Here is a 24,157-nt window from a genome sequence, read left to right on the forward strand (position 1 = left end):
CGCATATAGCCGAAGTTACTTGCGAGATAAGGATGGTAAGACTTTAATGGTTTACTTGTTTTTATCTCCTAAATAAACAGACGGCCTTCTGCAGAAGAGGATCTGCAAAAAACCGCCGTTCGTTAATCAACCTATTACATCAATAGCATGTACGTGCACCTAGTGAATATCTGACTTCGCCATACTCCCACCCAGCACATCCGCGACATTTTGAATCGAAATAAATGCGTTCTTATCTATTTCCTGCACAACCGTCTTCAGCTTCGCAATCTCCAGCCGGGTGATGACGCAATAAATCATCTGCGTATCCTCTTTCGAATATCCGCCCTTGGCATAAATCATCGTCGTGCTGCGGCCCAGACGCTGCATGATGGCACTTGAGATTTCTTCATATTCATTGGATATAATCGTAACGGATTTGGACTCATCCAAGCCCTCTACCACAATATCCATCACTTTTGCCGCTATGTAGTATGAAAAAATCGAATACATGGCCGAATCTGCACCGAATACAAACCCTGCCGTAATAAAAATAAACACGTTGATAATCATGATGATCTGCCCGACCGGCATGCGCAGCTTTTTGGACAGCAGGATAGCAACAATCTCCGTACCATCAAGAGCTCCGCCGTAACGGATAACAAGACCTACCCCCAGACCAAGGACCAAACCACCAAACAGCACCGCCAAAATTTTCTCGTTCGTAAACGGGTCTACATGATGCAGGAAGGTTGTCGCCACCGACAATACCACGATCCCGTACAGTGTGGAAAATGCGAACGTTTTGCCGATCTGCTTATAACCGATGAACAGAAACGGCAAGTTGATAATGAAGAGGAACACACCCAGTTTAATGGGCGTAATCGATGATAATACGATGGAAATACCGGTAATACCCCCGTCGATAATTTCGTTGGGCACCAGGAATATTTCTAGCGCCACGGCCATCAGAACTGCACCGATGGTAATAAAGATGAACCGTTTCAGAATTTCGCCAACTGTCAGATTTTTGTGTTTTTTGACCATGCCATTCTCCTTTTGTATCTTTTTTCACACGAAGTGCCTGTCGAAGAACCATTGTATTAAAAAAAGGAATGGCATGTCAATGTTGACACGCTAAGTGACATGGGTCTTTTAGTCCATTGCCTTGTCATCCAGACATAAGGAACGCAGATGCTGCTCGAGAATCCTTTCGATCTTTTCTTTGGCAAGTTGCTGTGGCCTCATGATATGATGAATCGCTAATCCATCCACCAATGCGTATATGCGCTCCTTCTCATAATCAAGATCCAGCTCCGGTTTAGCCAGCTTATGTGCGACCAGGGTATCCACCGCATAATGGCACGCCTTGGTTAATCCATCATACATATGATCGGTCATTATTCTTAACTCGGGATAGACAAGTGCTTTGGCAACAAACGACATCCACACCTCCATTTCCATCGTCCTATCCTCATCCATCGGCAGAAATTGCATCAATACTTGTTTTACATCCTCAAACACGGGTCCCTTCAAGGACAAAGTCAAAAAGCGTTCTTCAATCCTCTCGATCATCAGGTTCATACAAAAAGCCAACAACTCAGCTTGGCTGGTAAAATAGTGTCTCAGCGAACCTACGGATAACTCCGCCTCTTCGGCGATATTGCGTACCGTCGCTTTTTCGAGTCCACCCCTCTGAATCACCCGCAGGGCAGCCTCAGCGACCCGTTGTCTTTGTTTATCATGATCTACGATTTTCGGCATAATCCCATTATACACTTCCGGTTTTTTTTAATACAACGTACCATAAACAACATTTCAGCATCTTTATTTGCTTCTTTAATGCCTACCTTCGTAAAAATAGGTTCTTTCTATGGAACACCTTGATAGAAGCAATACTATATATATTAATGTCAAAAAGAATAGGAACACGGGCAGCGTGTTCTTAAGAGAGGGGCGAGTTCATCATTCGCACATTAACTGAATCGAAGGCTAAACACGGTGTTTCTCGGGCATTCCGTGATCGGGAGAGCCGTTTAAACCTGTTCTGGCGTGTCGTCCTTGGGTGGCTGGCTTTTGTTACAGGGCTCGGACTAGCAGTTGTGATAGCCACGGTAGCGGGTTCATACCAGATCCCTACCCTCGGGCTCCAAATCCTCCTTGCCGTCGTAACAACAAGCATATCCGTGCCGCTGATTTATCTGCTTAGGCGTTATGTCGACCAGCGGCCCTGGAGCGGACTTGGTCTTAGCTCTGTTCCTTCCGGTTTTCGTTATTTCCTTCTCGGCATCGGTTTCCTTGCCCTGGTCACGGCAGCAGCCTTGCTGATCGGCAGCGCCGCCGGATGGCTCCGGATCGTGGATTTCCACTTCCCAATCGTTACGATGCTCGTTATCCTCATCAACGTCCCGATTGCATTTTTTTATGAAGCCTTTCCAGAAGAGATCACCTTCCGCGGTTATGTGTACCGGAACTTAAACACCCGTTTTCCGCGCTGGCTTGCTTTGGTCCTTCAGGTCGTAATGTTCGTGCTTGCGCCTATCGCTGTAACGGCATTCATGGTGGCCATAGGAATAGGGACATGGGATTTGATTACGGTGGAGTATATCATCAATTTAGTTGCTTTTGGTACGGTATTGCAGCTGTCCCGCATCGTATCCCACAATCTGTGGATGAGCATCGGCTTTCACCTGGCCTGGCTGGAGATGGTCCGGTACGCCGTGGTACCCTCCCAATATGCATTCATCGAGATTGAATACCTTTCGGTTTGGGGCAATTATATGGTAACGATCGGTTCGGTCATTATTGGGATCATCCTATTGATCGTCTGGTCGCTGCGGAGCAAGAACCGAATCGATTGGAACGGGATCGAGCCGGATCTCCCGCCGGATTCGAATCCTGAAACCAAGGAAGCGCTGCCCGCCCAATCTGTATAAGAACCGATAAAGGATATAGCTCAAACTCACCATGGCTTTAGGAGAGTTTGAGCTTTTCCCGTATCCCTCCTCCCGGTTCAATACTTGCAATTTATAATATTGATTCTGGTTATGCTATAATATATTTCATCCGTGATCGACCGGAAAATACATAATTTTACCCTAGGCAGGGAGAGGATTTACTCATCATGTTGGAATGGCTTCAGAACTTGTGGACCCATATGAAAGAAATTGACATGGATCAAGTGCAGGAATGGCTTCAGCAGTACTCGCAGCTGGGTCCCATCCCGGGTATTTTGCTTCCATTTATAGAGGCGTTCCTTCCCTTTCTGCCCCTTATCGTACTGGTGATGGGGAACTCCGCGGCCTATGGATTATGGTGGGGATTCCTGCTGTCGTGGATCGGCGTTTGCCTTGGATCCGTTACGGTGTTCTGGATTGTTCGTAAGCTGGGAGGCAAGCTTGGATTGCTTATCCAAAAAAGAATGCCGGGATCCCAGCGCTTCTTCCATTGGATCGAAGAAAAGGGCTTTACGCCGATCTTCATCCTGTACTGCTTCCCCTTCACGCCTTCCTCACTGATCAATATCGCATCCGGCATCAGCACGATATCGGCAACGACGTTCACGATAGCCGTTATGGCAGGTAAATCCGTGATGATTTTTATGGTGGCATTCATTGGACATGACTGGCAAGCCTTTGTCCAACAGCCTTGGCGCATTCTTATCGCGGCCATCGTCCTCTGGCTGCTGTGGCTTGCCGGCAAAAAGATGGAAAACCGTTACCATCATGAAGATCAGCCGGGAAGTGTCGTGATCAGCAGCAAAAAGACGAAGCGTTAGATGCATAACAAGACAACAAGACCCGCCGGTCCCGGTTGCTGGGATGGGCGGGTCTTGTTATGCATGGACGGGTCGTGATGGAAACCATTATGTTCACTCCAATACGTAAGCCGCCAGTTTATGCACCGTCTCAAAGCCCGCACGATGATACAGCTGGAGCGCCCCTGCATTGTCTTGGTCCACGCATAACGAGATTTCTTCCAGCTGCAGGACTTGGAATAAATAATGAAGAGCTTGATCAAGCAGGAGCCCGCCATAGCCTTTGCGCCGGAATTGTTCGGATACCGCGATGTATTCAATATTTCCTTCCTGGAAATCCGGGTCTCCCTCCACATAAACATACCCGACGAAACGGCCTTCTTCCGTAAATATGAAGAGCCGGTGATACTCATCCAGCTTCTGCAAAATAGACTCCGAGCTGAGATAGGTATTCGGGAAGGCGGTGCCATGCAGATTCTCGAACTCATCCCAATATTCGGGCGTGATATCCTGCAATCCAGGCGCGGTATTCGCTAACAAGGTGGATTTTTGGATTTTCAGCACATGATGCACACCTGTCTTTCTTCCCCCTTTGTCCTCCATAAACCTCGCAGCGGACGGATGAGCTACATTATAAAATCCGAAATAGCGTGTTACGCTGCCATTCAGCTTCATTGTTCCATCAACCCATAGCTCCTTCGCCAATCGATGCCAAAGCTCGCCTTCCGCATCGATAAAAGGTCCCCATATTTCAGCAGTTCCCTCTTCTTCGTCCACATCGAATCCCAATGCGCCCACCATCTGATCTTGATCATAGATCACGGTAAATCGCTGGCTGCTCAGCCGGCCATTTTCCGAAAAATCTTCCAGCAGCGTGCTGTAGACCTCCCCTTCCTGTTCGCCGCAATATCCGACATGATGATGACGATCCCCATTCATTCGGGCAAGAAAGGAAGACAGCTCTCTTAATTTCGTTTGATCTGTATCCAATACCATCTGTACACATTCTCCTTGTTCAGGATCAGCTTTCCCAGCGTGATTTCCGAGGGCTCCTCGAACCTGTTTTGGTCAATTTTACCACGAGATGATACCCGTGAGCCAAACATGAAACAAGAAATGGGCTTCCCATATGCTTGGAAAGCCCATCTCATCTTCTCGATCATTCAATCGGGACCTTGTTTACGGTTGACGGTCATCCCTTCTCGGAATGCTCCCCTTTCCGGGAAGCTCGCATCCGCTCACGTTCGCGCTTCAGCTCAGGCTTGAGGTCATCGTGAACGCTGTTCTCCCACATGGACACGCCTGATCGATACGCCGCTCTCCCGTTCAAGTGACCGGCTACCGGCCCCGTAATAAATACGAATACGATTCCCAGCAGCAGTTTGGCACTGACATGCTCCAGGTAGAAGGTGAAATACAGAAATGCGCCGGCAAGGATCAAGAGGACGCCCAGCGTGGCACTTTTCGTAGCTGCATGGGACCTCATGTAAACATCCGGCAGACGAATAAGGCCGAATGCACTCAATGCACCCAGCAAAGCGCCGAGCAGCACCATCAGCGCGATCAGAAACTCACCGATCTGACTCATCGTTTGTGCGTTCAATGACATCACCCCTCTCAATATATCTGGCAAGCGCGGTTGTTCCGATGAACGTAAGAATTCCGATCAGCAGAATGATATCAAAATACACGGATGTCCGGAACAGCATGCACAGGACAGCGATCATGGACAACAGGATAATTCCGATCGTATCCAGCGACATGATCCGGTCGTTCATGGAAGGTCCCTTGATTAATCGGTACAGGCAGCCCAGAATAGCAAGCGACAAAATCACCAATGAGGCTATCAGCATGCCATGGATCATGTGCGGGTCACCTCCTTGATCGCGCGTTCAAAGGTACCGCGGATCTGATTCGACAGCTCTTCGACATCTTCGATATCCATCGCATGGATATACAGCGTCTGACCATCGCGAGAGACTTCCAGGGTAAGCGTTCCTGGCGTCAAGCAGATCAGGCACGATAAGACCGTAATCTCCCAGTCGGACTTAAGCTCCGTATCGTAGGCGAAGATTCCGGGGCGGACATTCAGCTTCGGTCTTATAATCTGACCGATGACGGTGATACTTGATTTAAACAGCTCTCTTAGAAACAAAAGCAGCAGCATCAGAATAGACCACAGCTTACGCAAATAGAAATCGTTTGGCCAAAAGCGGCGCAACAGATAAATCAGCAACATACCGATCAGATAGCCGACTATCAAGTGCTGGGGGGACCAGTTATTGTTCAGGAACATCCAGACAACGGCAATGATGATATTTAACAGGATTTGATGGCCCATATCCACTACTCCTTTAGTACAGCGTTAATGTATAGTGATGGATCGGATAATACGGCGCCTGCTTGAGAGGTGTAGGAATAAATCCACTCCGAACCCACCCCAAGGACAATCACCATAACCGTTAGTCCAATAGCTGCCACATAAGCTGTCCGATGGATTCTGACTGGCTGCGATTCCGTATGCCCGGGTGATTCGCCCCAGAATGCCCCCATAAATACCTTGATCAGGGAATACAATACCGCCAGGCTTGATGCCAGTGCCAGTCCCGTCAACCAATAATGCCCTTCGCTCAAACCACCGCGGATGATAAGAACCTTGCCAAGGAATCCGCTAAGGGGCGGGATGCCGACCAGAGCCAATGCAACGATAAAGAACATCCATCCCACCAAGGGATGGCGCTTCATCAAGCCGCCCATATCACTCAGCTTGTTAGCACCCGCACTGGCAATGATGATTCCGCCGAGAATAAAGAGCAGCGCCTTTGCAATCATGTCATGCATCAAGTAGAATACAGCACCGTTCAAGGAATCTGAAGATGCCGACGCTATGCCGAAGGCGATAAAGCCGACGCTGATAATAATGTTATAATTCAGGATTCGTCCAAGATCCTTATACGCAACCGCGCCCAAACTTCCCAAAATCATCGTTGCCGCGGCCATCCAGCCAATGACGGCGTGGATGCCGCCGGTATCGTGATGGAAGATCAGCGTAAAGGTACGGATAATCGCATATAATCCAACCTTCGTAAGCAGCGCCCCGAACAAAGCTGAAACTGCCGCCGGAGGTGCACTGTAGGAACCGGGCAGCCAGAAGAACAGGAACAAGCCCGCCTTCAGAGCGAATACAATCAGGAACAACAGGCCGATGACCGACAAGATTCCGTCCTGCTGTACTTCTGCCACGCGCAGGGACAGGTGCGCCATATTCAGCGTGCCGACCGTGCCGTACAAATAAGCAACGGCTGCAACAAACAAGGTGGATGAAATAATATTAATCAGCATGTACTTCAGGGTTTCTCTCAGCTGCCGCTTGGTGCCCCCCAGCACAATCAGCGCATAGGAAGCGATCAGCATGACCTCAAAGCAGACAAACAGGTTAAACAGATCCCCTGTCAGGAACGATCCGATCACACCGGCCAGCAAAAATTGAAAAAAGGCATAGAAGTAATGCTTCTCTCTCTCTTCCCCGATGCTCCGAAAGGAATAGAACAGACAGGCAGCTGCCACAATCAACGTCGTGAGCACCAGCAGTGCCGCGAGCATATCGGCTACAAACACGATCCCATAAGGCGGCAGCCATCCGCCCATATGAAGCGTTTGGATGCCTTCGTTGTTTACCTGATTCACGATGAACAACGCCACAAGCAGGTTCAGTATGACACTGACCACACTGATCCAGCGCTGAACACGAACGTATTTGGAGCAAAAAATAAGAATTACGGCAGTAACTAACGGAATAAGGAGAGGCAGAACAATTACATTATTCATCATCCATCCCCCTTAGCTCCTCCATGTTGTCCGTGCCCAAGCGTTGATACGCTTTGTACGCCAATACGAAGAAGAACGATGTGACGCCAAAACTGATAACAATGGATGTCAGGATCAATGCTTGCGGAACGGGGTCAACATAGGATGAAGCCTTCTCGCCAAGCAGCGGAGCAGCACCGGTCTTCAGCCTAGACATGGTGAGCAGCAGCAGATGGACACCATGGGTTAACAGTGATGTACCGAGAATGATCCGCAGCAAGCTTTTGGATAGGATCTGGTAAATCCCAACCGCGAATATAATTCCGATGGCAAGTGACATATATAGTTCCATGGTCAGTTATCCCTCCCAATCGAATTGATGATGGTCATCGTCACGCCAACGACGGCTAAATAGACGCCGAGGTCGAAGAGAACCGCTGTAGCCAGCTCGGTTTCTCCGAGCAATGGCAGGGTGAAATAATCGAAGGAATGACTTAAGAACGGTGCGTCAAAGGCAAAGGAACCGATCCCTGTAAGCAGGGCGATGGCGAGTCCTGCAGCCGTAACCTTTCGGAATTCGAAAGGCACGATTTTGCGGGTCATGTCCATGCCAAAAGCCATTGATAACAGAACCAGTGCGGCTGAAGTCATCAGCCCCCCGATAAATCCTCCACCCGGCTCATGGTGTCCCGAGTTGAACAGGAACCACGAGAACGTTACGACGATAAAGACGACCACCTTGGATATGGTTCGCAGGATAACATCATTGCTATTAGGCAAATACGCACCTTCATAACGATCCCGTTCACCGATAACCCCTTCACCCAAATCAACTTTTATCAAGGCATAGATTCCGAGGGACGCAATGCCGAGAACCATAATTTCCAGCAAGGTATCAAATCCGCGGAAGTCCACCAGTATGACATTGACGATATTTTTACCGCCAGCCGAGTTGTAGCTCTCTTTAATGAAGTAATCCGCAATGGAGTCGAAGGTTCTGCCGCTGCTTGCGGCCAGCGCGATCAAGGTTACGACAGCACCGACGCCTATAGATATCAGCAGATTTTTCCACTTCAGGCTCATTGACACCTTCTCCCGCTTCAGCTTCGGCAGATGATAGAAACAGAGCAGGAACAGCATGACGGAAACGGTCTCGACAACCATCTGGGTCAACGCCAAATCCGGAGCCCGGAACAGGACGAAGAACAAGGTCACCATATAACCCGCAGCCCCGGTTAATATGATCGCCATCAATCGTGTCCGTACGAACGGAAGCACAATGACCGGAATGACCAGGCCGAGTATGGCAACGGCCTCATAGAAGGACATCGGTGCGTAGTCCGTCATATCGAATCCGATATGATCGACCAGCAGGAGACCTCCGCCAAGAACGGCTATGAAAAACACAAAGATATAAATCACATAGTGACGCAGCGAACCTGTCATGTAGGTTGAGGTCAGCGATTTGGCGCCTTTTTCGAGAACGCGCAATCCCCCGTCATACAGATTGTTCAGTGTAAATCGCTTGATAAGCGTTGTGTTCAAGATACGCGCTCTGCCATGAAGCTTGTACAGAACGGTACCGAGAACAATGATTCCGATGGTCATGTAAATTTCCATTGTCCAGCCGTGCCACATCTCGATATGCACGTGGAACCGATCCTCTGCCACGAGCAGCCCCGGATGAATGGCGGCCAGCGCCGGTTCAATCAGTGCATGAGACAGCAGGTTCGGAAACAGTCCGAACACGATGGCCAGCGATGCCAGAATAACCGGGGGAATCAGCATCCCCAGCGGTGCTTCGTGCGGCTTCTTCTCCAGCTTTTCAGGCTGGTAGCGGCCGGTGAAGGTTTTGAAAACCAGGATCATGCTGTACAGGAACGTAAATACGCTGGCGATCCAGGCAACGACCGGTATCAGCACACCCCAGGTCTCGGCATTCCAGAAGTTCATCTGAGACGCTTGAAGGACCGCCGTAAAGAACATCTCTTTACTCAGGAATCCGTTAAACGGAGGCAGACCGGCCATGGAAAATGCGCCTATGACGGCCACGGTGAATGTGATCGGCATGAGCGACATTAAACCTCCGAGTTTCCGCAGGTCGCGGGTGCCCGTCTCATGATCCACGATGCCGACGACCATAAACAAAGCGCCCTTAAATATCGCATGATTCATCAGATGAAAGATGGCCGCTGTCGTTGCTTTCGTATAGAGCAGCGTATCCACGCCGCCCCCATAATAAGCTGCGGCAGAGCCAAGACCGAGCAAGCTCATAATCAGCCCCAGTTGGCTGATCGTGGAGAATGCCAGCAGCGCTTTCAGGTCCGTCTGCTTGATCGCTCGGATCGAAGCATAGATCAGCGTGGTCAAGCCCGTAATCGCAATGATCCAGAACCAGAAGGCTTGACCGGCAAACACCGGGCTAAAACGTGCCACAAGATAAATACCGGCCTTAACCATGGTAGCGGAGTGCAGATAAGCACTAACCGGAGTCGGTGCCTCCATCGCATCCGGCAGCCAAATATGGAACGGGAACTGAGCGGATTTGGTGAATGCCCCCAGCAGAATCAGAATCATGGCCGGAATGAACAGCGCGTCTCCCGCAATGCTTCCCACATTAGCTACGATCTCCCGCACGCTAAAGGAGCCTGTCATGATATATAGGAGAATAAATCCTGCAAACATGGCAAGTCCGCCGAATACGGTGATCAGCATGGATTTTAAAGCTCCGTATCTGGAGCGGTCGCGATGATGCCAGAATGCAATCAGCAGGAATGACGAGATGCTTGTCAGTTCCCAGAAACCGTACAGCACCATCAGGTTATCGGAGAGTACGACACCAAGCATGGCTCCCATGAACAGAAGCAGATAAATGTAAAATTTGTGGACTGCTTCCTTGTTCTTATCCATATAGAAGATGGAGTACAGTACAACAAGTGAACCAATACCGGATATTAAAAGTGCAAAAATCAAACTTAATCCATCCAAATAAACGGTAAAGTTTATTCCCACGCTTGGAATCCATTCCAGGACCGCTTGAAGCTGTTCACCTCCCTGAATGGTTGGGATAAGTCCTAAAAAATAGGCGAACAGGACAACCGGTACCGGCAAAATGACCCATCCGGTGTGGACACGGCCAATGAGCTTGTAGGTCAACATAACCACAAGCGCTACAATAAAAGGTGCCATGACGGCGATGTGCAGCAAAGACAAAGTCTACTCCTCCTATAGTCCGATTTTTCCTTCATTAGTAGTATTTCCCCATTATTTAGGTATAACTCCAAAAAAACACAAAAAGAGCCCGTTGATGGCAGGCTCCTCCAGGTAAAACCATATGGTATTTTTTCGAATCACACTGAAAATCAGTATATCTTGAGATCAAAGCTTTGTCAAAGGTATCTTGGAATGAAAAGAGGACCTTTGGGAAATCACTGTATGTAAAGGAGTGATTCCCATGATGATCAAAAAAGCGGCTGTTTGCGCTTTCATCTTTCTTGCAATTTTGGCAGCCGCCATCTTAACGAATATACGTACGCATCCCGGCTATCAACAAGACAACTCGTCAACCAGAGTTTATCAAATTCAAGAAACCCCATGGTTCTTACCCCGAGAATACGTAAAAATCATTCGAACGTCACCCGAGCCCCTGCCGGAAGAGCCCTAATGAAACAGGCATACGGCATTTATCCGTGAAACTGAATTTCTTTATTCCCCTTGCTTCGTTTATTTCTTCGAATTACCCATGAAATGATCAGAATGATGGCCAGCACCGCGACAATTCCCGCCGCATAATACCCGTACCGGTCAATCAGGACTCCAATATGATCGACGACCTGATCTCCGACAAACATGCCCAAAGAGAAATAACCGATGGTCCATACAAAGGACGCGGAATACGAATACACCGCAAATCTGCGATACGGCATCCCCTTCATGCCAACCGCATAAGGAGTGACGTTGCGCAGAATGGGCAAAAAAGCGCTGATGCATATGGCGTAATTGCCATATTGACGGGTCAACCGTTCGGATACATCGAGAAACTGGCGTATCTTCGACTTTTCCTGGGCGCGGTTTAACAGCTTGCTCGCGGTAAAGCGGCTAAGCATGTAACCTACCGTCGATCCCGAACACACGCCAAGAAAGGTCATGATAAAAGACGGAACCGGCGTTAAAATCTCGGATGCCGCTAACGCTCCGCCCGTCATTGCCACAACTTCATTAGGCACAGGAAGACCGACCAATCCAAGGCACAATACGAGGAATAATGCATAGTGCCCGATCTGTTCAATAAAATCTAATAGCGTATCCACTCCTGTCCCCCTAATCCGTCCCTAGAATATAGTATCAGCTTATATGACAACGTGGCTTTCGCAAACGTGCTGTAGGCGAGGAGATGAACTGGACCTGAGACCAGTTTTATTTATGGATCATGCCATTAGAGATTTTTAAATGCCGATATGAAAGAACCTGGATCATCCTTTACCGTGTACGAATACACGCCTTGCTGGGTGTGCAAATATAAGAAACCACCGCCGTCTCCCAAAGGCCGATACGACAGATCAAAGACCTGCTTGATCGGGAACTCCCGGTATTTCGTTACGATTCGATCCTCATACAGGAACATCTCCCGCCCCTGCTCTTCCGTCCGTTGTTCGATACCATCCACCACTCGGTTGATTTTGTAGTACGGCTGTACAGCTACCCAATTCACAAGCTCCCTCCTTGCTGTCTGTGCATTTTTATTTGGAAGATCGCACTTCCCCCTTCTTCTTTCTGCGGCTCTTGATTCGTTCCAGCAGCTCCAGCGCCCCTATAAATAGTACGAATACAACGAAAAGCGCTATCGCCCGGCCGGGCTCGATCAGACCGGTAACAGACGCAACGATACCGGTAATGCCTACAACAAGAATACCTAATACGGATAGTTTCCAACCTGTTAACATATGTATGCTCCTAAAGTAAACGTAATTGCCATCCTTCGAGATCATGGCTCCATGATCAAACACTCGCTTGACACACACGGAATGTATCATAAAGAAGCCCCTAAATTCAAGTTATGATCTTCTCCAATTTCAATTGCCAACACGCATCACATTTGCCATAATTTACTCAGGAGAGAAATCATAAGCCGACCTCCGAACACTATAAAGACAGGAGGAACATGTAATGAACTCAACAACCTGGATACTGATTATTTTATTTGTTGCGGTGGATGTATGGATTATTTCTTATTTCGTGAAACGCTCGTTACGCAAACACAGCAGTCAGCAGCTCGCCAAAGGGAATAAGCACCGACGCGGGAAAATACCCGAGTTGCCGCCGATCGTCAAGGCAGGAAGCCCGGCGAGTGAGCTTGTCGGCAGACTCGAGGCTGCGCTGCCCTACACCTATCAGAACATGCTGAAGCAACGAGTGATGAGTGAGCATCCGAATCTGTCCGAACAGGAGTATGAATGGAGATGGCATGAGCTTAAACGGTTCTTTATCATGTGCGCCGTGCTGGATCGTGTCCCGATGTTCAGCAAAGATGTGGATGAAGTATGGCATGAAATGCTGATGTATACATACGAGTACCAACAATTCTCGGAACGCTTTCTTGGCAAAATGCTTCACCACGCTCCAAACACCGGAAGCGAGCATGTGCCTATTCCGGATGAACGTGCGTGGTTTGATACGGTATATGTACAATTATTCGGCTGGCATGAATACAGCGCCAAGCTATGGGGGGCTTTCTTCCGCGTCCCGCTGCCGCGCGAAGAACTGGAGGCCGTCACTTCCCGCCACTTCACCGTGAATCATGGCCAGAAGCGCTTTAATGCCTGGACCTATGAGAAGATTCCTGCAGCCCGCACGGCGATTGATGCGATCATCCAGGATCTGCAGGATCGGGTTCGAACCGCCCAAGAGAAGCCGGCGCGACAAGAGAAGTCGGTCAATTTCCAAAATAGCGATATGCTCCTGGCAGCGGCCGTCTTTTTTGCCTGGAACACACCGGAACAATTTGGTGACCACATGATCCCTGATGAGCGTGAGCTTCATAAAAATAACAGCAGCTCCTCATGCACCTACGCCTCGGCATGCGGGTCCGGCGGATCCGATTCGGGTGATGGATCCTCAGGCGACGGATCTGGATCCTCTTGCAGCAGCGGTTCATCCTGCAGCAGCGGATCCTCTTGCGGGAGTGGCTGTGGCGGCGGCTGCAGCAGCTAAGTTACAAACTATACGAGAACGCCTGCTGATTAATGAATCAAACAACAGTATGGACCTGAGAATTCAGGCCCATGCTTTTTGTTTTATCCAGCATTGAAACAGGATCTTAACATGGGTTAAAATTTCAGTTCCTATAGGTACAAATGCCCGGCCCCCCTTTCCTCTACAACTACAACAAAAAAGCACCTGGACCCATTCTTCAAGGTTCAGATGCTTCTATTCATAATATAATTTAGGCTAACTAGTGGTTTGATGTGAGTACCAACCCGGAACGGGTTTGCGGTCCTACCTTACGCACGGAAATCTGGTTCTGCTCGGCCCAACGCGTAAGACTCCGAATCCCTTCACAATTCTTCTCTTCAAATTTAAAGCAGCAATACATCGGATTCACGTTCTTGTTCTTAAGGTTTATCTGGAATGCGGCTTTATGGCATCCGGAAACTTTGATCTCACGAATCTGATCAGCATGAATCTCCACGCCATTGATGGTAATCGTATCCGAATTCTCCTGTATATTCACTTCCCTTTTCACCAATCGGGCATACCCTTCAATTGCTAGTGCCGCAACAACAACGACATTCACCGCCATCTGCATATAGAATAGGACAGGATAGGAATATTGGGTCAAGGTAGCTACCTGAAACAGGATAATGCTAATGACAAAGGAAAATAAAATAACGTCTTTCATTCTCGTAGAGTAGTGGATTGCGTATTTCATCATAATCAGCTCCGTTCATTCTGTAAGGGTTTTCATTTAACTCTTACCTTATTATAACACCATTGTACATAATTTTGACACATATCATTCACATTTTTGTCAAAAAAATTATTTGCTTCGTTCCTTATCCTATGCTTATCCAACAAACGCGTGTCGTTCCTGGAACGATTCGTATACGGATTGTCTCCTAATATCAAAAAAAAGAGCCTCCCGCCAGATCCAAGATCTTTTGGGACACCCTCTACTTCAACACTTATGTCTTTATTTGGTTAACGCTGTATTTCCTTCCTTCCGCCGAAACCTCTTCATCAGAACGGACACGGTATCAATAAGGGTAATGATCACGATGACGTAAATAAGACCATCTCTGGATCGATCCCAAATTGATTTTACAATGTCGTACGATTCACTTCCCGGTGTTACGAAACCCGTCTGTGCTAGTTGCTCCATGAAAGTCGGATTCCAAATCGCCATATCGGAGAACAGAATCACCGCAACGATAACGGAAGCAACGTTAAATATGACATGCATGACGGCAATCTGCGGCGTCCACTTTCTTGTGATTAATTTCCTTGCTTCATTGAATATGCTGAAGGCGGTAAGAAGCCATATCAGCGGCAAATACTTGGCAAAGGCAGCCTGTTCAAACACCGGAATGGCGATCGAGTTTTCATCAAATCGATGAACACCGATCAGATTAAGGGAAAACGTGAACAGGACGAAGAACAGCACGGAAAATAGAATGCCCAGCACCGGCTCGATCGGTTTAATCCGAACAGCTGGTTCAGGAATTACAGGCAAATCCGATGGTTTCCAAGCATCCTTAGATACTTGCCGAGCACCGCGATATTCGATATAGGCAAAAATAACGGTAACCCATGCGAACCCGTGAATAGCGACACTCAGCAAGGAGACAAAGTACTCCAGAAGCTTCTCGGCGTTAGGGTCCGAGCTTGTAAAGAAATCAACCATATACGCGATGCCAAGAGCGACGACGACCGAGTACAATACAATCCGCAGGACAGACCAATAACTGTCAATTAAACCGGGTCCAATGAGATACCGTTCTCTTCCTCTATATCTAGCTGCCATGTCCCCGGGTGGCCCGAGCTCGAGCAGCACCTGTTCCACATCTTCAGTGCTTGCAATCCCGACGCCTGCTCCCCTGTCTTCCAGCATATCTTCGATGAGTCCGTGCAGTTCCTTTTCAATATCGGCTCTTTGTGATTCGGGCAGCTTCTGCGTCACTGCATAAATATACCTGCTAATCAGATCCATTACTATACGTCCCCCTTGTCATCAACAAGCCCTTCAAGACTTGTCATCATAGACTTCCATTCATGGTAAAGCTGGCGATATATTTCTTTCCCTGTCTGACTTATGATGTAATATTTCCTCGGACGAGCTTCATTCGTATCCCACTCGCTATCCAGCAAGCCTTGTTTTTCCAACCGCCGCAGCAAGGGATACAGGGTACCCGCTTCCACGCTGACCCCCTTCTCCTGCAATATGGTCACCAATGAGTATCCATACTGAGGTTCCGACAATTGGCTGAGGACACCAAGTATGATGGTTCCTCGTCGAAGCTCCTGCACCAAACTGTTCAAAATATCTTGATCCTCTGACATATCATCAACTCCTGTAATGATTATACTGTATGACACACACTAATGTATATAGACAATTAATAATTATTAACAATTATTTTTTGATTATACTTGTTGTAAGTCTGCCAACCCAGGAAGCAAGCCGCGTGAAGACCTGCACTTCCATCTAAAAAAGGTTATCCTACGGCCGGGATTGTCCCAGGTCATAAGATAACCTTCTTAAATGCTCTCATCTCACAGCGATGTTGTTCCTTTGTTCCATCGTTAAAACTGCGCTTCTCGAAATGCACTTCAAACCGAAAACATGTCAGTCCTTATCGTCCCTCAGGAACGGAGACTGACACGCTCATGACTTTTTATCGTAAAATAACTACACGATTTCCTGCGGTTCCTTGCCCAGTAGACCCAACAGACGGAGGCCGTACTGTATACCGTCTTGATCAACATCCCTGGTTATATGCCTGGCCGCCTTCTTGACGATTTCCGGCGCATTGCCCATCGCCACACCGTGGCCCACGTACGACAGCATCTCCAGATCATTCAGATAATCGCCAAAAGCAATAGTATCTTCCAGATCGATGTGCAGCAGCTGAATCAATTGTTTGATCCCTTCGGCTTTGGATCCCCCGGACGGCAACACATCGATTCCATAAGGACCCCATCGAACGAAATCGAACCGGCCTGCGAAATTGTTCACGTAAGCCGCTTCCTCATCCTCCGTGCAGAATACAATGGCCTGATAAATATCTCTGCCCAAGTAATATTCCGGATCATATTCAGGGATCGTGAGTTTCAGTTCCCCCCAGCTGGAATCGATATGAACATGCTCGGTTACGTTCATCTTCATGGCTACACTGCCGGCATATATGATCGGATGATCAAACTCAACGGCCTGCTCCGTCAGCTTCTGCAAGGCATCTTGCGCCAATGGATAACCATAGATCGGTTTGCCTTCATGAACCACATACTGACCGTTCATACAAACATAGGAATTGATACCGAGCTCCTCCCGCAGCTCTTCAAAATGATAGGGAGCGCGCCCTGTCGCTATAGCGACGATGTGCCCGGCATCCTTTAACTCCCGAATGGACTCCTTCGTTGTAGCCGGAACTTTCTTGTCATGATCCAGCAGCGTCCCGTCAATATCAAAAAATATGATTTTCTTATTCAATGAAACTCGCCCCTCTTCCGTATATTCTAGCCAGTAACCATATTGTAAATGATGAAAAGCATTTCAGAGCAAGCCATAATTTCAGCAAGGTCGCTTCGGACACTTCCCGATCATACATAAAAAACCGCGCAGGAGCACGGTTTCTATGGTATTTAATATCGTTGAATTCAAGATAACCATTTACATACACATTAGAGCAATTTGCCGTAATTTTCTTATCTAACGACAACAAAAGAGTCCGCCTTGTGCAGACGGACTTCTTCTGAGGGCTTATTTCGCTTCCGATCGAACCTCATCGAGCATTTTATCATTGAATCCGAACAGCCAAGTCAGTACAAAAGTTAGAGCCATCGCGGTCAGATTGCACAAAATGTAAAGAGGAAGCTGGCTGTTCAAGTATAACAGCGTACCTGGGATCACCGTAATCGCCATGCCCGTTGCCTCCAGTTGGAAGAGGGAAGCCATGAAACCGCCCACGCCACCGCCGATCAAGGCGATCACGAACGGTCTGACGTACCGGAGGTTGACCCCGAAGATCGCCGGCTCCGAAATTCCCAGCATGGCCGAGAATGCGGACGGCAGCGATAAAGCCTTTAGTTTTTTGTTTCTCGTCTTGAGTCCGACAGCCAGACAAGCTGCCCCTTGCGCTGCCATGGCGCTAGTCACGATCGCATTAAACGGATTGCTTCCCGTCTTCTCAAGAAGCTGAATTTCAAGGAAATTGAAAATATGATGTACGCCTGTGACCACAATAATCTGATTGAAGAAGCCGATCACAAGACCCGCAATGCCAAATGGCAGCTCCAGCAAGAAAGTCGTCGCGTTCAGAACCACCTCTTCCAGGGAGTGGAACACGGGGCCGATGGCGAACAGCCCGAGCGTAATCATTACAAGCAAGGTTAGAAACGGCGTAACGATCAAATCAATCGCTTCAGGAATGCGTTTTCGCAAAAATCTCTCGAATTTCGCGCCCAGCAGTCCAATGAAGAATGCCGGCAGAACCGAGCCCTGATACCCTACGACCGGAATGAAATCAAAAATCATGAGTGCCTCAGCCGAGCCGTTCGCCACGCTGTACGCGTTGGGAAGAGCCGGGTTCACCAGCATCAGACCCAGGACGATACCGAGCACCGGGCTGCCCCCGAACACTCTAAATGCGGACCAAGCCACCAAGGCCGGCAAGAAAGCGAAAGCCGTATCCGTCAATACCTGGGTGAAGAGCAGAAAATTAGGCGAGATATCATCCGGTGTCGCACCAAACCAGGCAAGCACGGTGTCCTGGGTCAGAAGTCCCCGTAATCCCATGAACAAGCCAGTGGCGACCAGTACCGGGATAATCGGCACAAACACATCACCGAACGTACGAATCGCCCGCTGAAACGGATTCCCCGACTTTTTCGCCTGAGATTTCAGTTCTTCCTTGCTTGTGCTCTCCATTCCCAGGGATTCGACCGCTTCAAAAATCTGATTGACGGTTCCTGTTCCGAAAATGACCTGATATTGGCCGGAGTTGAAAAAAGCGCCTTTGACCTTATCAATATTTTCGACCTTCTTCTGGTCAATCTTCTTCTGATCGTGAACCATAATTCGCAGTCTCGTAGCACAGTGAGCAAAGGAAGCGATGTTCTCCCTGCCGCCGATGGCTTCCACTACCTGCCTTGCAATTTTCCGATTATCCGCTGCCATGTTCATTCATCCCCTTCTATATCTTTTACGGCTTGGGCAAGATCCCACTTCTTGACCTTCAAGCCGGCGCTGCCGTTTGTTGCGAAAAATCGTATATGACGGCTGTCCCGTTTTGGAAATATCCGACTCGTAAATACCTCTTCGCCATCATTAACGAACACCTCTGCCGAAGAAATATCCACAAAAAGATGAAATTTGATCGAGTTTGCTTTGGCATGCAGCATGCAGGTTCGTGTCGTTCCGTAATCACTCACAATCGTTGCACCCGATGATGAGCGATCCAGTGTAACCTTTTGCCTGAGAGCGTCATACCAGATGACCGTCCGCTCCGTTTCGCTTGCTCGAAATTCAATGCCAACGGCGTCCGCTTCGATCGCATGGAACTCGCATATCATCTCGAATACGGTCCCCTCAACTCCTGCATAACTCTTCACTTCGCTGTAAAGTGTATCCGCTGCTTCCATGGCCTTATCGCGGAGCACTTCCAACTCGGGGACCGGCTGCTGAATCAGCTTGCCCTCACGGAACGAGAGCGAACGCGGAAGAGTCAAACAATGCGCCCAGCCATGCGAGTCGGTTGGATAGACGACCTCCGGCATACCCATCCAGCCTACCATGATGCGCCGGTCTTGCTCGTCCAGCATGGTCTGCGGTGCGTAAAAATCAAAACCTCTGTCCAGCTCGTAAAAGGAGCCGTGTTCAAACTCCAGCGTGCCCCGATCCAGCGGCTTGCCCGAGATGTAGCCGGATTGGTAAATGTTCCGGTATTCGTCGTCTTGCGGACTCAGCCCCTGCGGCGAAAACAGCAGCACGCCCCGTCCTTCCAGTTCAAAATAATCGGGGCACTCCCACATATAGCCGAAATGTTCAAGACGGGTTTGGATTTCCCCTTTGCAGGTCCAATCCAGCAAATCCGGTGATTCATATACGACAGCCGTTCCTGTCTTATCGCCCCTTTGGGCGCCGATAACGAACCGGTACATGTCTTCGTCTTTCCATACCTTCGGATCCCGAAAATGCTCGGTATATCCGTCCGGCACATGGTCGATCAGCGGCTTATCGAGCTTCGTGACCGATCCATCGCGGTTCATCACGGCCATGCATTGATAAGATTGCCTGTTCCATTCCTCATCCCGGGCATTTCCGGTATACATCAGATACAGTTTGTCGTCTTTCACGATTCCGCTGCCCGAGTAAGCGCCATAAGCATCCTGCGGGTGGCCAGGTTCAATGGCGATGCCTTGGTTTTGCCAATGCACGAGGTCTTTCGAGGATGTATGGTACCAGTATTTCAAGCCGTGATACGTACCCAGCGGAAACCATTGATAAAATAAGTGATATTCCCCGTTATAATAAGAAAACCCGTTAGGGTCATTCAGCAAGCCCATGATGGGCTGTATGTGAAACCTCTGCCTCCATTCGCTTAATTTCACTTTCTCCTTTAAGGAGGAAAGCTCTTCGGGAGAAGCCTGATCCAGGCGTCGGTATTTCAGTTCTCTGTCCATATCTCTTCTCCTTATAAATGGGCTTACTAAAAAAATCAAACTGATCATGCTATGCGTGAACATCAGCCTAACTCGCCTGTGGTGGAACCGGTTCCAATCAGGAGTAAAAATAATGAACTCAGCTCCAATACCAGGCAAAAGCAGTATTGGAACCGGTTCCGTTATTTTCAGTATAAAATACCTATTTTAGATTGTCAACGCTTTCGCGATGAATCATATCGCAGCTCATAACCGTCAGGAAATCCACAGGCTCGTCGTTGACCAGCTTCATTATATGCTGTGCGGCGAGATGGCCCGCTTGGGAATATCCATATTTAACCGTTGTCAATCCAGGATGAATCACCTCGGTTACGTCGTATCCGCCAAATCCGGTAACGGAGAGTTCGTTCGGAATTTGAATGCCCTTCATATGAGCCGCTTTCATAACGCCTAACGCGATATTGTCAGTAGCGCAAACCACGGCAGTTGGCAGCGTTCGGTTCGACTCAAAAATGGACCATGCGGTCTTTACACCATCCGACATCTTAAATCCACTCTCATAGAGATCCGCTTTCGCCTCACTATCCTCGCTTACCGCTTTCAGAAACCCTTCCTTCCGCTGAACTCCGACAGCAACGTCTTGTTCCGTCACCCCGATATAGGCAATATGGCGATGTCCCTTGGACAGCACATACCGGCCCATGTCATAACCCGCGGCATAGTCGTTATAAATCATGCTGTGAACATCCTTATGCTGCTGTCCTAACAGGATGACAGGGATGCCGATCTCTTGAATCGCGGCAAGATGGGTATCCGTCACTTGAGTCGCAAATAAAATAATGCCAGATATTTTTTGCCTGGCGAGATCATACAGCGCTTCAATCTCCCTGGATAAGTCCTGGCTTGCATTGATAATAAGAAGCTGATAACCGTGTTTCCTTAATTCTTCATCCATGCCGGCAACGGTCTGCGATGCTGAGAATGAATCCAGACGCGGTACAATGGTGCCGATCATGCTGGTTTTCTTCGCTTTCAAGCTCTGTGCAAACGAATTCGGAATATAACCGGTTTCCTGAATGACCAGCTCAATTTTTTGGCGTGTTGCATTGCTGACGGAACCTCCGTTCAAGAAACGGGAGACCGTGCTTTTGGCAACCCCGGCTTTTTTGGCAATATCTGCAATCGTGTTCTTCATTCGGTGCTCCCGGGAGCCGCTTGCGGCGCTGCAACGAACAGATGGTCCTCCACAGCTCCTAGTTGGGCAGCACAATGGATCATGTTTCGTTTGTGCATGAATCTCTCCCCTTCGTTTTCGCTTTTTCCTAACTATACCATGACGTCCAGGCATCCGTGAAATGGAGACTCCAAGCCTATTATGGCAGGAGCCATATCTTTTCCAAGCTCCAGACTCTTACTAGGAATGAACCGATTCGAAGGGGATTTATTCATGGGCGCATCTTAATTCATATACAAATGGTCTGTGGCTTTCCTTTAGTCTTGCACGGTTCGCTCGGCCGATTCGACGGTATGCTTCAGCAATGTAGCAATCGTAACGGGGCCGACACCTGCCGGTACCGGTGTAATCGCAGATGCCACCTTCGCGCAGGCTTCATAATCGCAGTCGCCGATATTCCCTTTATTGTAGCCGGCATCCAATACAACGGCACCCGGCTTAATCCAGCTCCCTTGAATGAAATTAGGTTTGCCTACGGCCGCAACCACGATATCCGCCTGGGACACAAGCTCCCCGAGGTTCCTCGTTCTCGAGTGGCAGATCGTAACGGTAGCATTGCGATTGAGCAGCATCATCGATACCGGCTTACCCAGAATCGGACTGCGTCCGACCACCACGGCATGCTTCCCTTCGATCGGCAGATCATAATAATCCATAATCGCAATAATCGCGGCAGGCGTACAAGACGGATAATCGGCAAAACCAAACGCATTTTGCGAGAAACCGAGCGTGGTTACTCCATCCACGTCTTTTTCAATGGCTATGGCATCAAAAGCCGCCCGTTCATCGATATGATGCGGCACCGGATGCTGCAGCAGAATACCGTGGACATTCGGATCCTCGTTCAGCTCTTGTATCGCGGCGATCAGCTCCTCAGTCGAGGTCGAGGTCTCCAGCACCACTTTCTTGGATATGATGCCAAGCCGCTCGCAAGCATTTCCCTTCATCCGTACATAGGTCGCCGAAGCAGGATCATCGCCAACCAGAATCGTTGCCAGACAAGGCGTTATTCCGTGCTGCTTCAATTCCTGTACCTTCACCGCCAGCTTTGCCTTAATATCATCGGATACCTTTTTTCCATCCAAAATTACGGGTTCCTTACTCATGCTAATCCGCTCCTTCGCCATTGTATTAAAAACATAAAGAGGCAAGGCGACTAATCGTCTCCTTACCTCTTGCCCAGGCGTACGGCATATGATCCTATGTGCTCCCTCTTGGTACCCCAAGCTACGCCAGTAACACACAGATAACTTTTTTTAAATATACCACGACTTTGGACTTCGCGCTACCGGTCATGAAGTTCACCTATTAAATCGTAATCTTTTTGATTAATTTGCAAGAATCGAGTATGTTGCCGATGGTACAAGCATAGAATGTCCTAAGAACAATTCGCTCCAGGAGGCCTTGAATGAAATATCCGGTAATCTTCAAAATGCTGCCCTTCATGATTCCGCTTGTCTTCGTGATACCGGTCTTGACGATATGGCTGCAGAACGATTCAAGTCTAATATCAAGCCGTGACATACAGCAGGTAAAAACGGTTTTTACGGGCATTTTCCTTGAGGCGCTTCCTTTTGTGCTGCTTGGAGTGCTGCTGTCGTCCCTTCTTCAGCTGTTCGTTAAAGAACAGTGGGTGCGTCGGATCACGCCCAAAAACCCGGTCATCGGCGTCCTGTTCGCTTCCATGCTGGGGATCGTGTTTCCCATCTGTGAATGCGGGATGATCCCGGTCGTCCGAAGGCTGATGCTTAAGGGGATGCCTGCCTACATCGCTGTAACCTTTATTCTCAGCGGACCTATCCTGAACCCCATTGTGTTCGCTGCGACGTTCATGGCCTTCCGTTCGCATCCCGAAGTGACGATCGGCCGGATGGGACTGGCTTTTACAGTCGCGATAACGGTAGGTTTGCTTGTCTATGTTTTTTCAAGAAACAACCCGCTCAAGCGTTCCTTACAAGAGTTTTCCGAACAAGATTCCGCCGTTGGTGAACGCAAGCTGCACGAGCATCCCAAAACCTGGAGAAGCCTGTTTGTCCACGCCGGAGACGAATTGATCGAAATGGGCAAATACCTGGTTCTTGGCGCATTCCTGACAGCCTGCATCCAATCCTTCATTCCTAGAGAAGAGCTGCTGGCATTGGGGAACGGTCCCACCGCTTCTTACCTGTTCATGATGGGGTTTGCTTTCATCCTGTCCCTCTGCTCGACTTCGGATGCCTTTGTAGCATCGGCGTTCACGCACACCTTTACCGTAGGTCCGCTCGTATCCTTCCTCGTGCTCGGCCCGATGCTGGATTTCAAAAGCTTGCTCATGCTGTCGACTACCTTCAAGACTAAATTCGTGATCGGTTTAAGCCTGCTGGTAATGACCCTTGTCTTTATCGGCTCTGTAGCCGTCAACGCTCTTTTGGGTGGATAGCTGCCTAAGGATGAAAGATTGACGAAAAACCAAACGAGATTACCGGGACCGTTTAGGATCATCAGGTATCCGCTTGAGATTGGAG

The 24,157-nt window shown here is 48.8% G+C and carries 25 protein-coding genes and 1 riboswitch; of the genes, 5 read left to right on the top strand and 20 right to left on the bottom strand.

Going from position 1 to position 24,157, the window contains the following annotated elements:
- Positions 1 to 159: 159 nt before the first annotated feature.
- The gene (locus tag BJP58_RS06865) at positions 160 to 1,026 is read right to left on the bottom strand and encodes a YitT family protein (RefSeq protein ID WP_100537804.1); all 867 of its coding nucleotides are present in this window, start codon (positions 1,024 to 1,026) and stop codon (positions 160 to 162) included.
- Positions 1,027 to 1,134: 108 nt separating this feature from the next.
- A complete protein-coding gene (locus tag BJP58_RS06870; protein WP_194543346.1) occupies positions 1,135 to 1,743 on the bottom strand; it encodes a TetR/AcrR family transcriptional regulator in 609 nt (202 codons plus the stop codon).
- Positions 1,744 to 2,081: 338 nt separating this feature from the next.
- Between BJP58_RS06870 and BJP58_RS06875 the strand changes: the two genes are divergently transcribed.
- Positions 2,082 to 2,915, top strand: coding sequence for a CPBP family intramembrane glutamic endopeptidase (locus BJP58_RS06875; RefSeq protein ID WP_308116294.1), 834 nt, complete (start codon positions 2,082 to 2,084; stop codon positions 2,913 to 2,915).
- A gap of 188 nt (positions 2,916 to 3,103) precedes the next feature.
- Entirely contained in the window at positions 3,104 to 3,757 is a 654-nt protein-coding gene (locus tag BJP58_RS06880) for a TVP38/TMEM64 family protein (RefSeq protein WP_194543347.1), read from the top strand.
- A 93-nt stretch (positions 3,758 to 3,850) separates the two neighbouring features.
- Here BJP58_RS06880 and BJP58_RS06885 read toward each other — a convergent pair whose 3' ends face one another.
- The 7 genes from BJP58_RS06885 to BJP58_RS06915 form a co-directional block, all read right to left on the bottom strand.
- Positions 3,851 to 4,732 (bottom strand): GNAT family N-acetyltransferase, encoded by an 882-nt coding sequence (locus BJP58_RS06885; RefSeq protein WP_194543348.1) that lies wholly within the window; start codon positions 4,730 to 4,732, stop codon positions 3,851 to 3,853.
- Between the two features lie 196 nt (positions 4,733 to 4,928).
- Positions 4,929 to 5,324: a monovalent cation/H(+) antiporter subunit G gene (mnhG, locus tag BJP58_RS06890; RefSeq protein WP_071220373.1), complete on the bottom strand. Its 396-nt coding sequence runs from the start codon at positions 5,322 to 5,324 to the stop codon at positions 4,929 to 4,931.
- Positions 5,308 to 5,601 (bottom strand): Na(+)/H(+) antiporter subunit F1, encoded by a 294-nt coding sequence (locus tag BJP58_RS06895; protein ID WP_071220372.1) that lies wholly within the window; start codon positions 5,599 to 5,601, stop codon positions 5,308 to 5,310. Before BJP58_RS06895 ends, mnhG begins: the two co-directional genes overlap by 17 nt.
- Positions 5,598 to 6,077 carry a Na+/H+ antiporter subunit E gene (locus BJP58_RS06900; RefSeq protein ID WP_071220371.1) on the bottom strand — a complete coding sequence of 160 codons (480 nt, stop codon included), beginning with the start codon at positions 6,075 to 6,077 and terminating at the stop codon, positions 5,598 to 5,600. The genes BJP58_RS06895 and BJP58_RS06900 overlap by 4 nt, the downstream gene beginning before the upstream one ends.
- Before the next feature lie 5 nt (positions 6,078 to 6,082).
- Positions 6,083 to 7,564 (bottom strand): Na+/H+ antiporter subunit D, encoded by a 1,482-nt coding sequence (locus BJP58_RS06905; RefSeq protein WP_194544859.1) that lies wholly within the window; start codon positions 7,562 to 7,564, stop codon positions 6,083 to 6,085.
- Positions 7,557 to 7,895 carry a Na(+)/H(+) antiporter subunit C gene (locus BJP58_RS06910; RefSeq protein ID WP_071220369.1) on the bottom strand — a complete coding sequence of 113 codons (339 nt, stop codon included), beginning with the start codon at positions 7,893 to 7,895 and terminating at the stop codon, positions 7,557 to 7,559. The genes BJP58_RS06905 and BJP58_RS06910 overlap by 8 nt, the downstream gene beginning before the upstream one ends.
- A 2-nt stretch (positions 7,896 to 7,897) precedes the next feature.
- A complete protein-coding gene (locus tag BJP58_RS06915) occupies positions 7,898 to 10,756 on the bottom strand; it encodes a Na+/H+ antiporter subunit A (protein ID WP_194543349.1) in 2,859 nt (952 codons plus the stop codon).
- A gap of 241 nt (positions 10,757 to 10,997) precedes the next feature.
- Here BJP58_RS06915 and BJP58_RS06920 point away from each other — a divergent pair, with 241 nt between their 5' ends.
- Positions 10,998 to 11,207, top strand: coding sequence for a hypothetical protein (locus tag BJP58_RS06920; protein WP_194543350.1), 210 nt, complete (start codon positions 10,998 to 11,000; stop codon positions 11,205 to 11,207).
- Between the two features lie 19 nt (positions 11,208 to 11,226).
- Here BJP58_RS06920 and BJP58_RS06925 read toward each other — a convergent pair whose 3' ends face one another.
- From BJP58_RS06925 to BJP58_RS06935, 3 genes are all read right to left on the bottom strand, one after another.
- Entirely contained in the window at positions 11,227 to 11,853 is a 627-nt protein-coding gene (locus BJP58_RS06925; RefSeq protein WP_194543351.1) for a DedA family protein, read from the bottom strand.
- 125 nt (positions 11,854 to 11,978) lie between these two features.
- Positions 11,979 to 12,254 carry a hypothetical protein gene (locus BJP58_RS06930; RefSeq protein WP_194543352.1) on the bottom strand — a complete coding sequence of 92 codons (276 nt, stop codon included), beginning with the start codon at positions 12,252 to 12,254 and terminating at the stop codon, positions 11,979 to 11,981.
- Between the two features lie 28 nt (positions 12,255 to 12,282).
- Positions 12,283 to 12,486 carry a hypothetical protein gene (locus BJP58_RS06935; protein WP_194543353.1) on the bottom strand — a complete coding sequence of 68 codons (204 nt, stop codon included), beginning with the start codon at positions 12,484 to 12,486 and terminating at the stop codon, positions 12,283 to 12,285.
- A 223-nt stretch (positions 12,487 to 12,709) separates the two neighbouring features.
- Between BJP58_RS06935 and BJP58_RS06940 the strand changes: the two genes are divergently transcribed.
- Complete coding sequence (locus BJP58_RS06940) at positions 12,710 to 13,753, top strand: glycine-rich domain-containing protein (protein WP_194543354.1); 1,044 nt, start codon at positions 12,710 to 12,712, stop codon at positions 13,751 to 13,753.
- Between the two features lie 241 nt (positions 13,754 to 13,994).
- Here BJP58_RS06940 and BJP58_RS06945 read toward each other — a convergent pair whose 3' ends face one another.
- The 8 genes from BJP58_RS06945 to BJP58_RS06980 form a co-directional block, all read right to left on the bottom strand.
- Positions 13,995 to 14,474: a hypothetical protein gene (locus BJP58_RS06945; RefSeq protein WP_233354996.1), complete on the bottom strand. Its 480-nt coding sequence runs from the start codon at positions 14,472 to 14,474 to the stop codon at positions 13,995 to 13,997.
- 258 nt (positions 14,475 to 14,732) lie between these two features.
- Positions 14,733 to 15,749: an HAAS signaling domain-containing protein gene (locus BJP58_RS06950; protein ID WP_194543355.1), complete on the bottom strand. Its 1,017-nt coding sequence runs from the start codon at positions 15,747 to 15,749 to the stop codon at positions 14,733 to 14,735.
- A gap of 2 nt (positions 15,750 to 15,751) precedes the next feature.
- Positions 15,752 to 16,099, bottom strand: a complete 348-nt coding sequence (locus BJP58_RS06955; protein ID WP_194543356.1) for a PadR family transcriptional regulator — start codon at positions 16,097 to 16,099, stop codon at positions 15,752 to 15,754.
- Positions 16,100 to 16,448: 349 nt separating this feature from the next.
- Positions 16,449 to 17,249, bottom strand: a complete 801-nt coding sequence (locus BJP58_RS06960) for a Cof-type HAD-IIB family hydrolase (protein WP_194543357.1) — start codon at positions 17,247 to 17,249, stop codon at positions 16,449 to 16,451.
- 270 nt (positions 17,250 to 17,519) lie between these two features.
- Entirely contained in the window at positions 17,520 to 18,941 is a 1,422-nt protein-coding gene (locus BJP58_RS06965; RefSeq protein WP_194543358.1) for a sucrose-specific PTS transporter subunit IIBC, read from the bottom strand.
- Positions 18,938 to 20,440 carry a glycoside hydrolase family 32 protein gene (locus tag BJP58_RS06970; RefSeq protein WP_194543359.1) on the bottom strand — a complete coding sequence of 501 codons (1,503 nt, stop codon included), beginning with the start codon at positions 20,438 to 20,440 and terminating at the stop codon, positions 18,938 to 18,940. Before BJP58_RS06970 ends, BJP58_RS06965 begins: the two co-directional genes overlap by 4 nt.
- Positions 20,441 to 20,621: 181 nt before the next feature.
- Entirely contained in the window at positions 20,622 to 21,614 is a 993-nt protein-coding gene (locus tag BJP58_RS06975) for a LacI family DNA-binding transcriptional regulator (protein WP_194543360.1), read from the bottom strand.
- 296 nt (positions 21,615 to 21,910) lie between these two features.
- Positions 21,911 to 22,759: a bifunctional 5,10-methylenetetrahydrofolate dehydrogenase/5,10-methenyltetrahydrofolate cyclohydrolase gene (locus BJP58_RS06980; RefSeq protein WP_194543361.1), complete on the bottom strand. Its 849-nt coding sequence runs from the start codon at positions 22,757 to 22,759 to the stop codon at positions 21,911 to 21,913.
- A gap of 64 nt (positions 22,760 to 22,823) precedes the next feature.
- Positions 22,824 to 22,903: riboswitch (ZMP/ZTP riboswitch) on the bottom strand.
- Positions 22,904 to 23,061: 158 nt separating this feature from the next.
- Here BJP58_RS06980 and BJP58_RS06985 point away from each other — a divergent pair.
- Positions 23,062 to 24,072 (top strand): permease, encoded by a 1,011-nt coding sequence (locus BJP58_RS06985; protein ID WP_194543362.1) that lies wholly within the window; start codon positions 23,062 to 23,064, stop codon positions 24,070 to 24,072.
- Positions 24,073 to 24,157: the final 85 nt, after the last annotated feature.

Origin of the sequence: Paenibacillus sp. JZ16, assembly GCF_015326965.1 — a bacterium.
Classification (GTDB): domain Bacteria; phylum Bacillota; class Bacilli; order Paenibacillales; family Paenibacillaceae; genus Paenibacillus_AQ.

What these genes read in the sequence shown, in the direction of transcription:
- BJP58_RS06865 (WP_100537804.1), bottom strand. Translation starts at nt 1,026, where the DNA reads ATGGTCAAAAAACACAAAAATCTGACAGTTGGCGAAATTCTGAAACGG.
- BJP58_RS06870 (WP_194543346.1), bottom strand. Translation starts at nt 1,743, where the DNA reads ATGCCGAAAATCGTAGATCATGATAAACAAAGACAACGGGTCGCTGAG.
- BJP58_RS06880 (WP_194543347.1), top strand. Translation starts at nt 3,104, where the DNA reads ATGTTGGAATGGCTTCAGAACTTGTGGACCCATATGAAAGAAATTGAC.
- BJP58_RS06885 (WP_194543348.1), bottom strand. Translation starts at nt 4,732, where the DNA reads ATGGTATTGGATACAGATCAAACGAAATTAAGAGAGCTGTCTTCCTTT.
- mnhG (WP_071220373.1), bottom strand. Translation starts at nt 5,324, where the DNA reads ATGAGTCAGATCGGTGAGTTTCTGATCGCGCTGATGGTGCTGCTCGGC.
- BJP58_RS06895 (WP_071220372.1), bottom strand. Translation starts at nt 5,601, where the DNA reads ATGATCCATGGCATGCTGATAGCCTCATTGGTGATTTTGTCGCTTGCT.
- BJP58_RS06900 (WP_071220371.1), bottom strand. Translation starts at nt 6,077, where the DNA reads ATGGGCCATCAAATCCTGTTAAATATCATCATTGCCGTTGTCTGGATG.
- BJP58_RS06905 (WP_194544859.1), bottom strand. Translation starts at nt 7,564, where the DNA reads ATGAATAATGTAATTGTTCTGCCTCTCCTTATTCCGTTAGTTACTGCC.
- BJP58_RS06910 (WP_071220369.1), bottom strand. Translation starts at nt 7,895, where the DNA reads ATGGAACTATATATGTCACTTGCCATCGGAATTATATTCGCGGTTGGG.
- BJP58_RS06920 (WP_194543350.1), top strand. Translation starts at nt 10,998, where the DNA reads ATGATGATCAAAAAAGCGGCTGTTTGCGCTTTCATCTTTCTTGCAATT.
- BJP58_RS06935 (WP_194543353.1), bottom strand. Translation starts at nt 12,486, where the DNA reads ATGTTAACAGGTTGGAAACTATCCGTATTAGGTATTCTTGTTGTAGGC.
- BJP58_RS06940 (WP_194543354.1), top strand. Translation starts at nt 12,710, where the DNA reads ATGAACTCAACAACCTGGATACTGATTATTTTATTTGTTGCGGTGGAT.
- BJP58_RS06945 (WP_233354996.1), bottom strand. Translation starts at nt 14,474, where the DNA reads ATGATGAAATACGCAATCCACTACTCTACGAGAATGAAAGACGTTATT.
- BJP58_RS06950 (WP_194543355.1), bottom strand. Translation starts at nt 15,749, where the DNA reads ATGGATCTGATTAGCAGGTATATTTATGCAGTGACGCAGAAGCTGCCC.
- BJP58_RS06955 (WP_194543356.1), bottom strand. Translation starts at nt 16,099, where the DNA reads ATGTCAGAGGATCAAGATATTTTGAACAGTTTGGTGCAGGAGCTTCGA.
- BJP58_RS06965 (WP_194543358.1), bottom strand. Translation starts at nt 18,941, where the DNA reads ATGAACATGGCAGCGGATAATCGGAAAATTGCAAGGCAGGTAGTGGAA.
- BJP58_RS06970 (WP_194543359.1), bottom strand. Translation starts at nt 20,440, where the DNA reads ATGGACAGAGAACTGAAATACCGACGCCTGGATCAGGCTTCTCCCGAA.
- BJP58_RS06975 (WP_194543360.1), bottom strand. Translation starts at nt 21,614, where the DNA reads ATGAAGAACACGATTGCAGATATTGCCAAAAAAGCCGGGGTTGCCAAA.
- BJP58_RS06980 (WP_194543361.1), bottom strand. Translation starts at nt 22,759, where the DNA reads ATGAGTAAGGAACCCGTAATTTTGGATGGAAAAAAGGTATCCGATGAT.
- BJP58_RS06985 (WP_194543362.1), top strand. Translation starts at nt 23,062, where the DNA reads ATGAAATATCCGGTAATCTTCAAAATGCTGCCCTTCATGATTCCGCTT.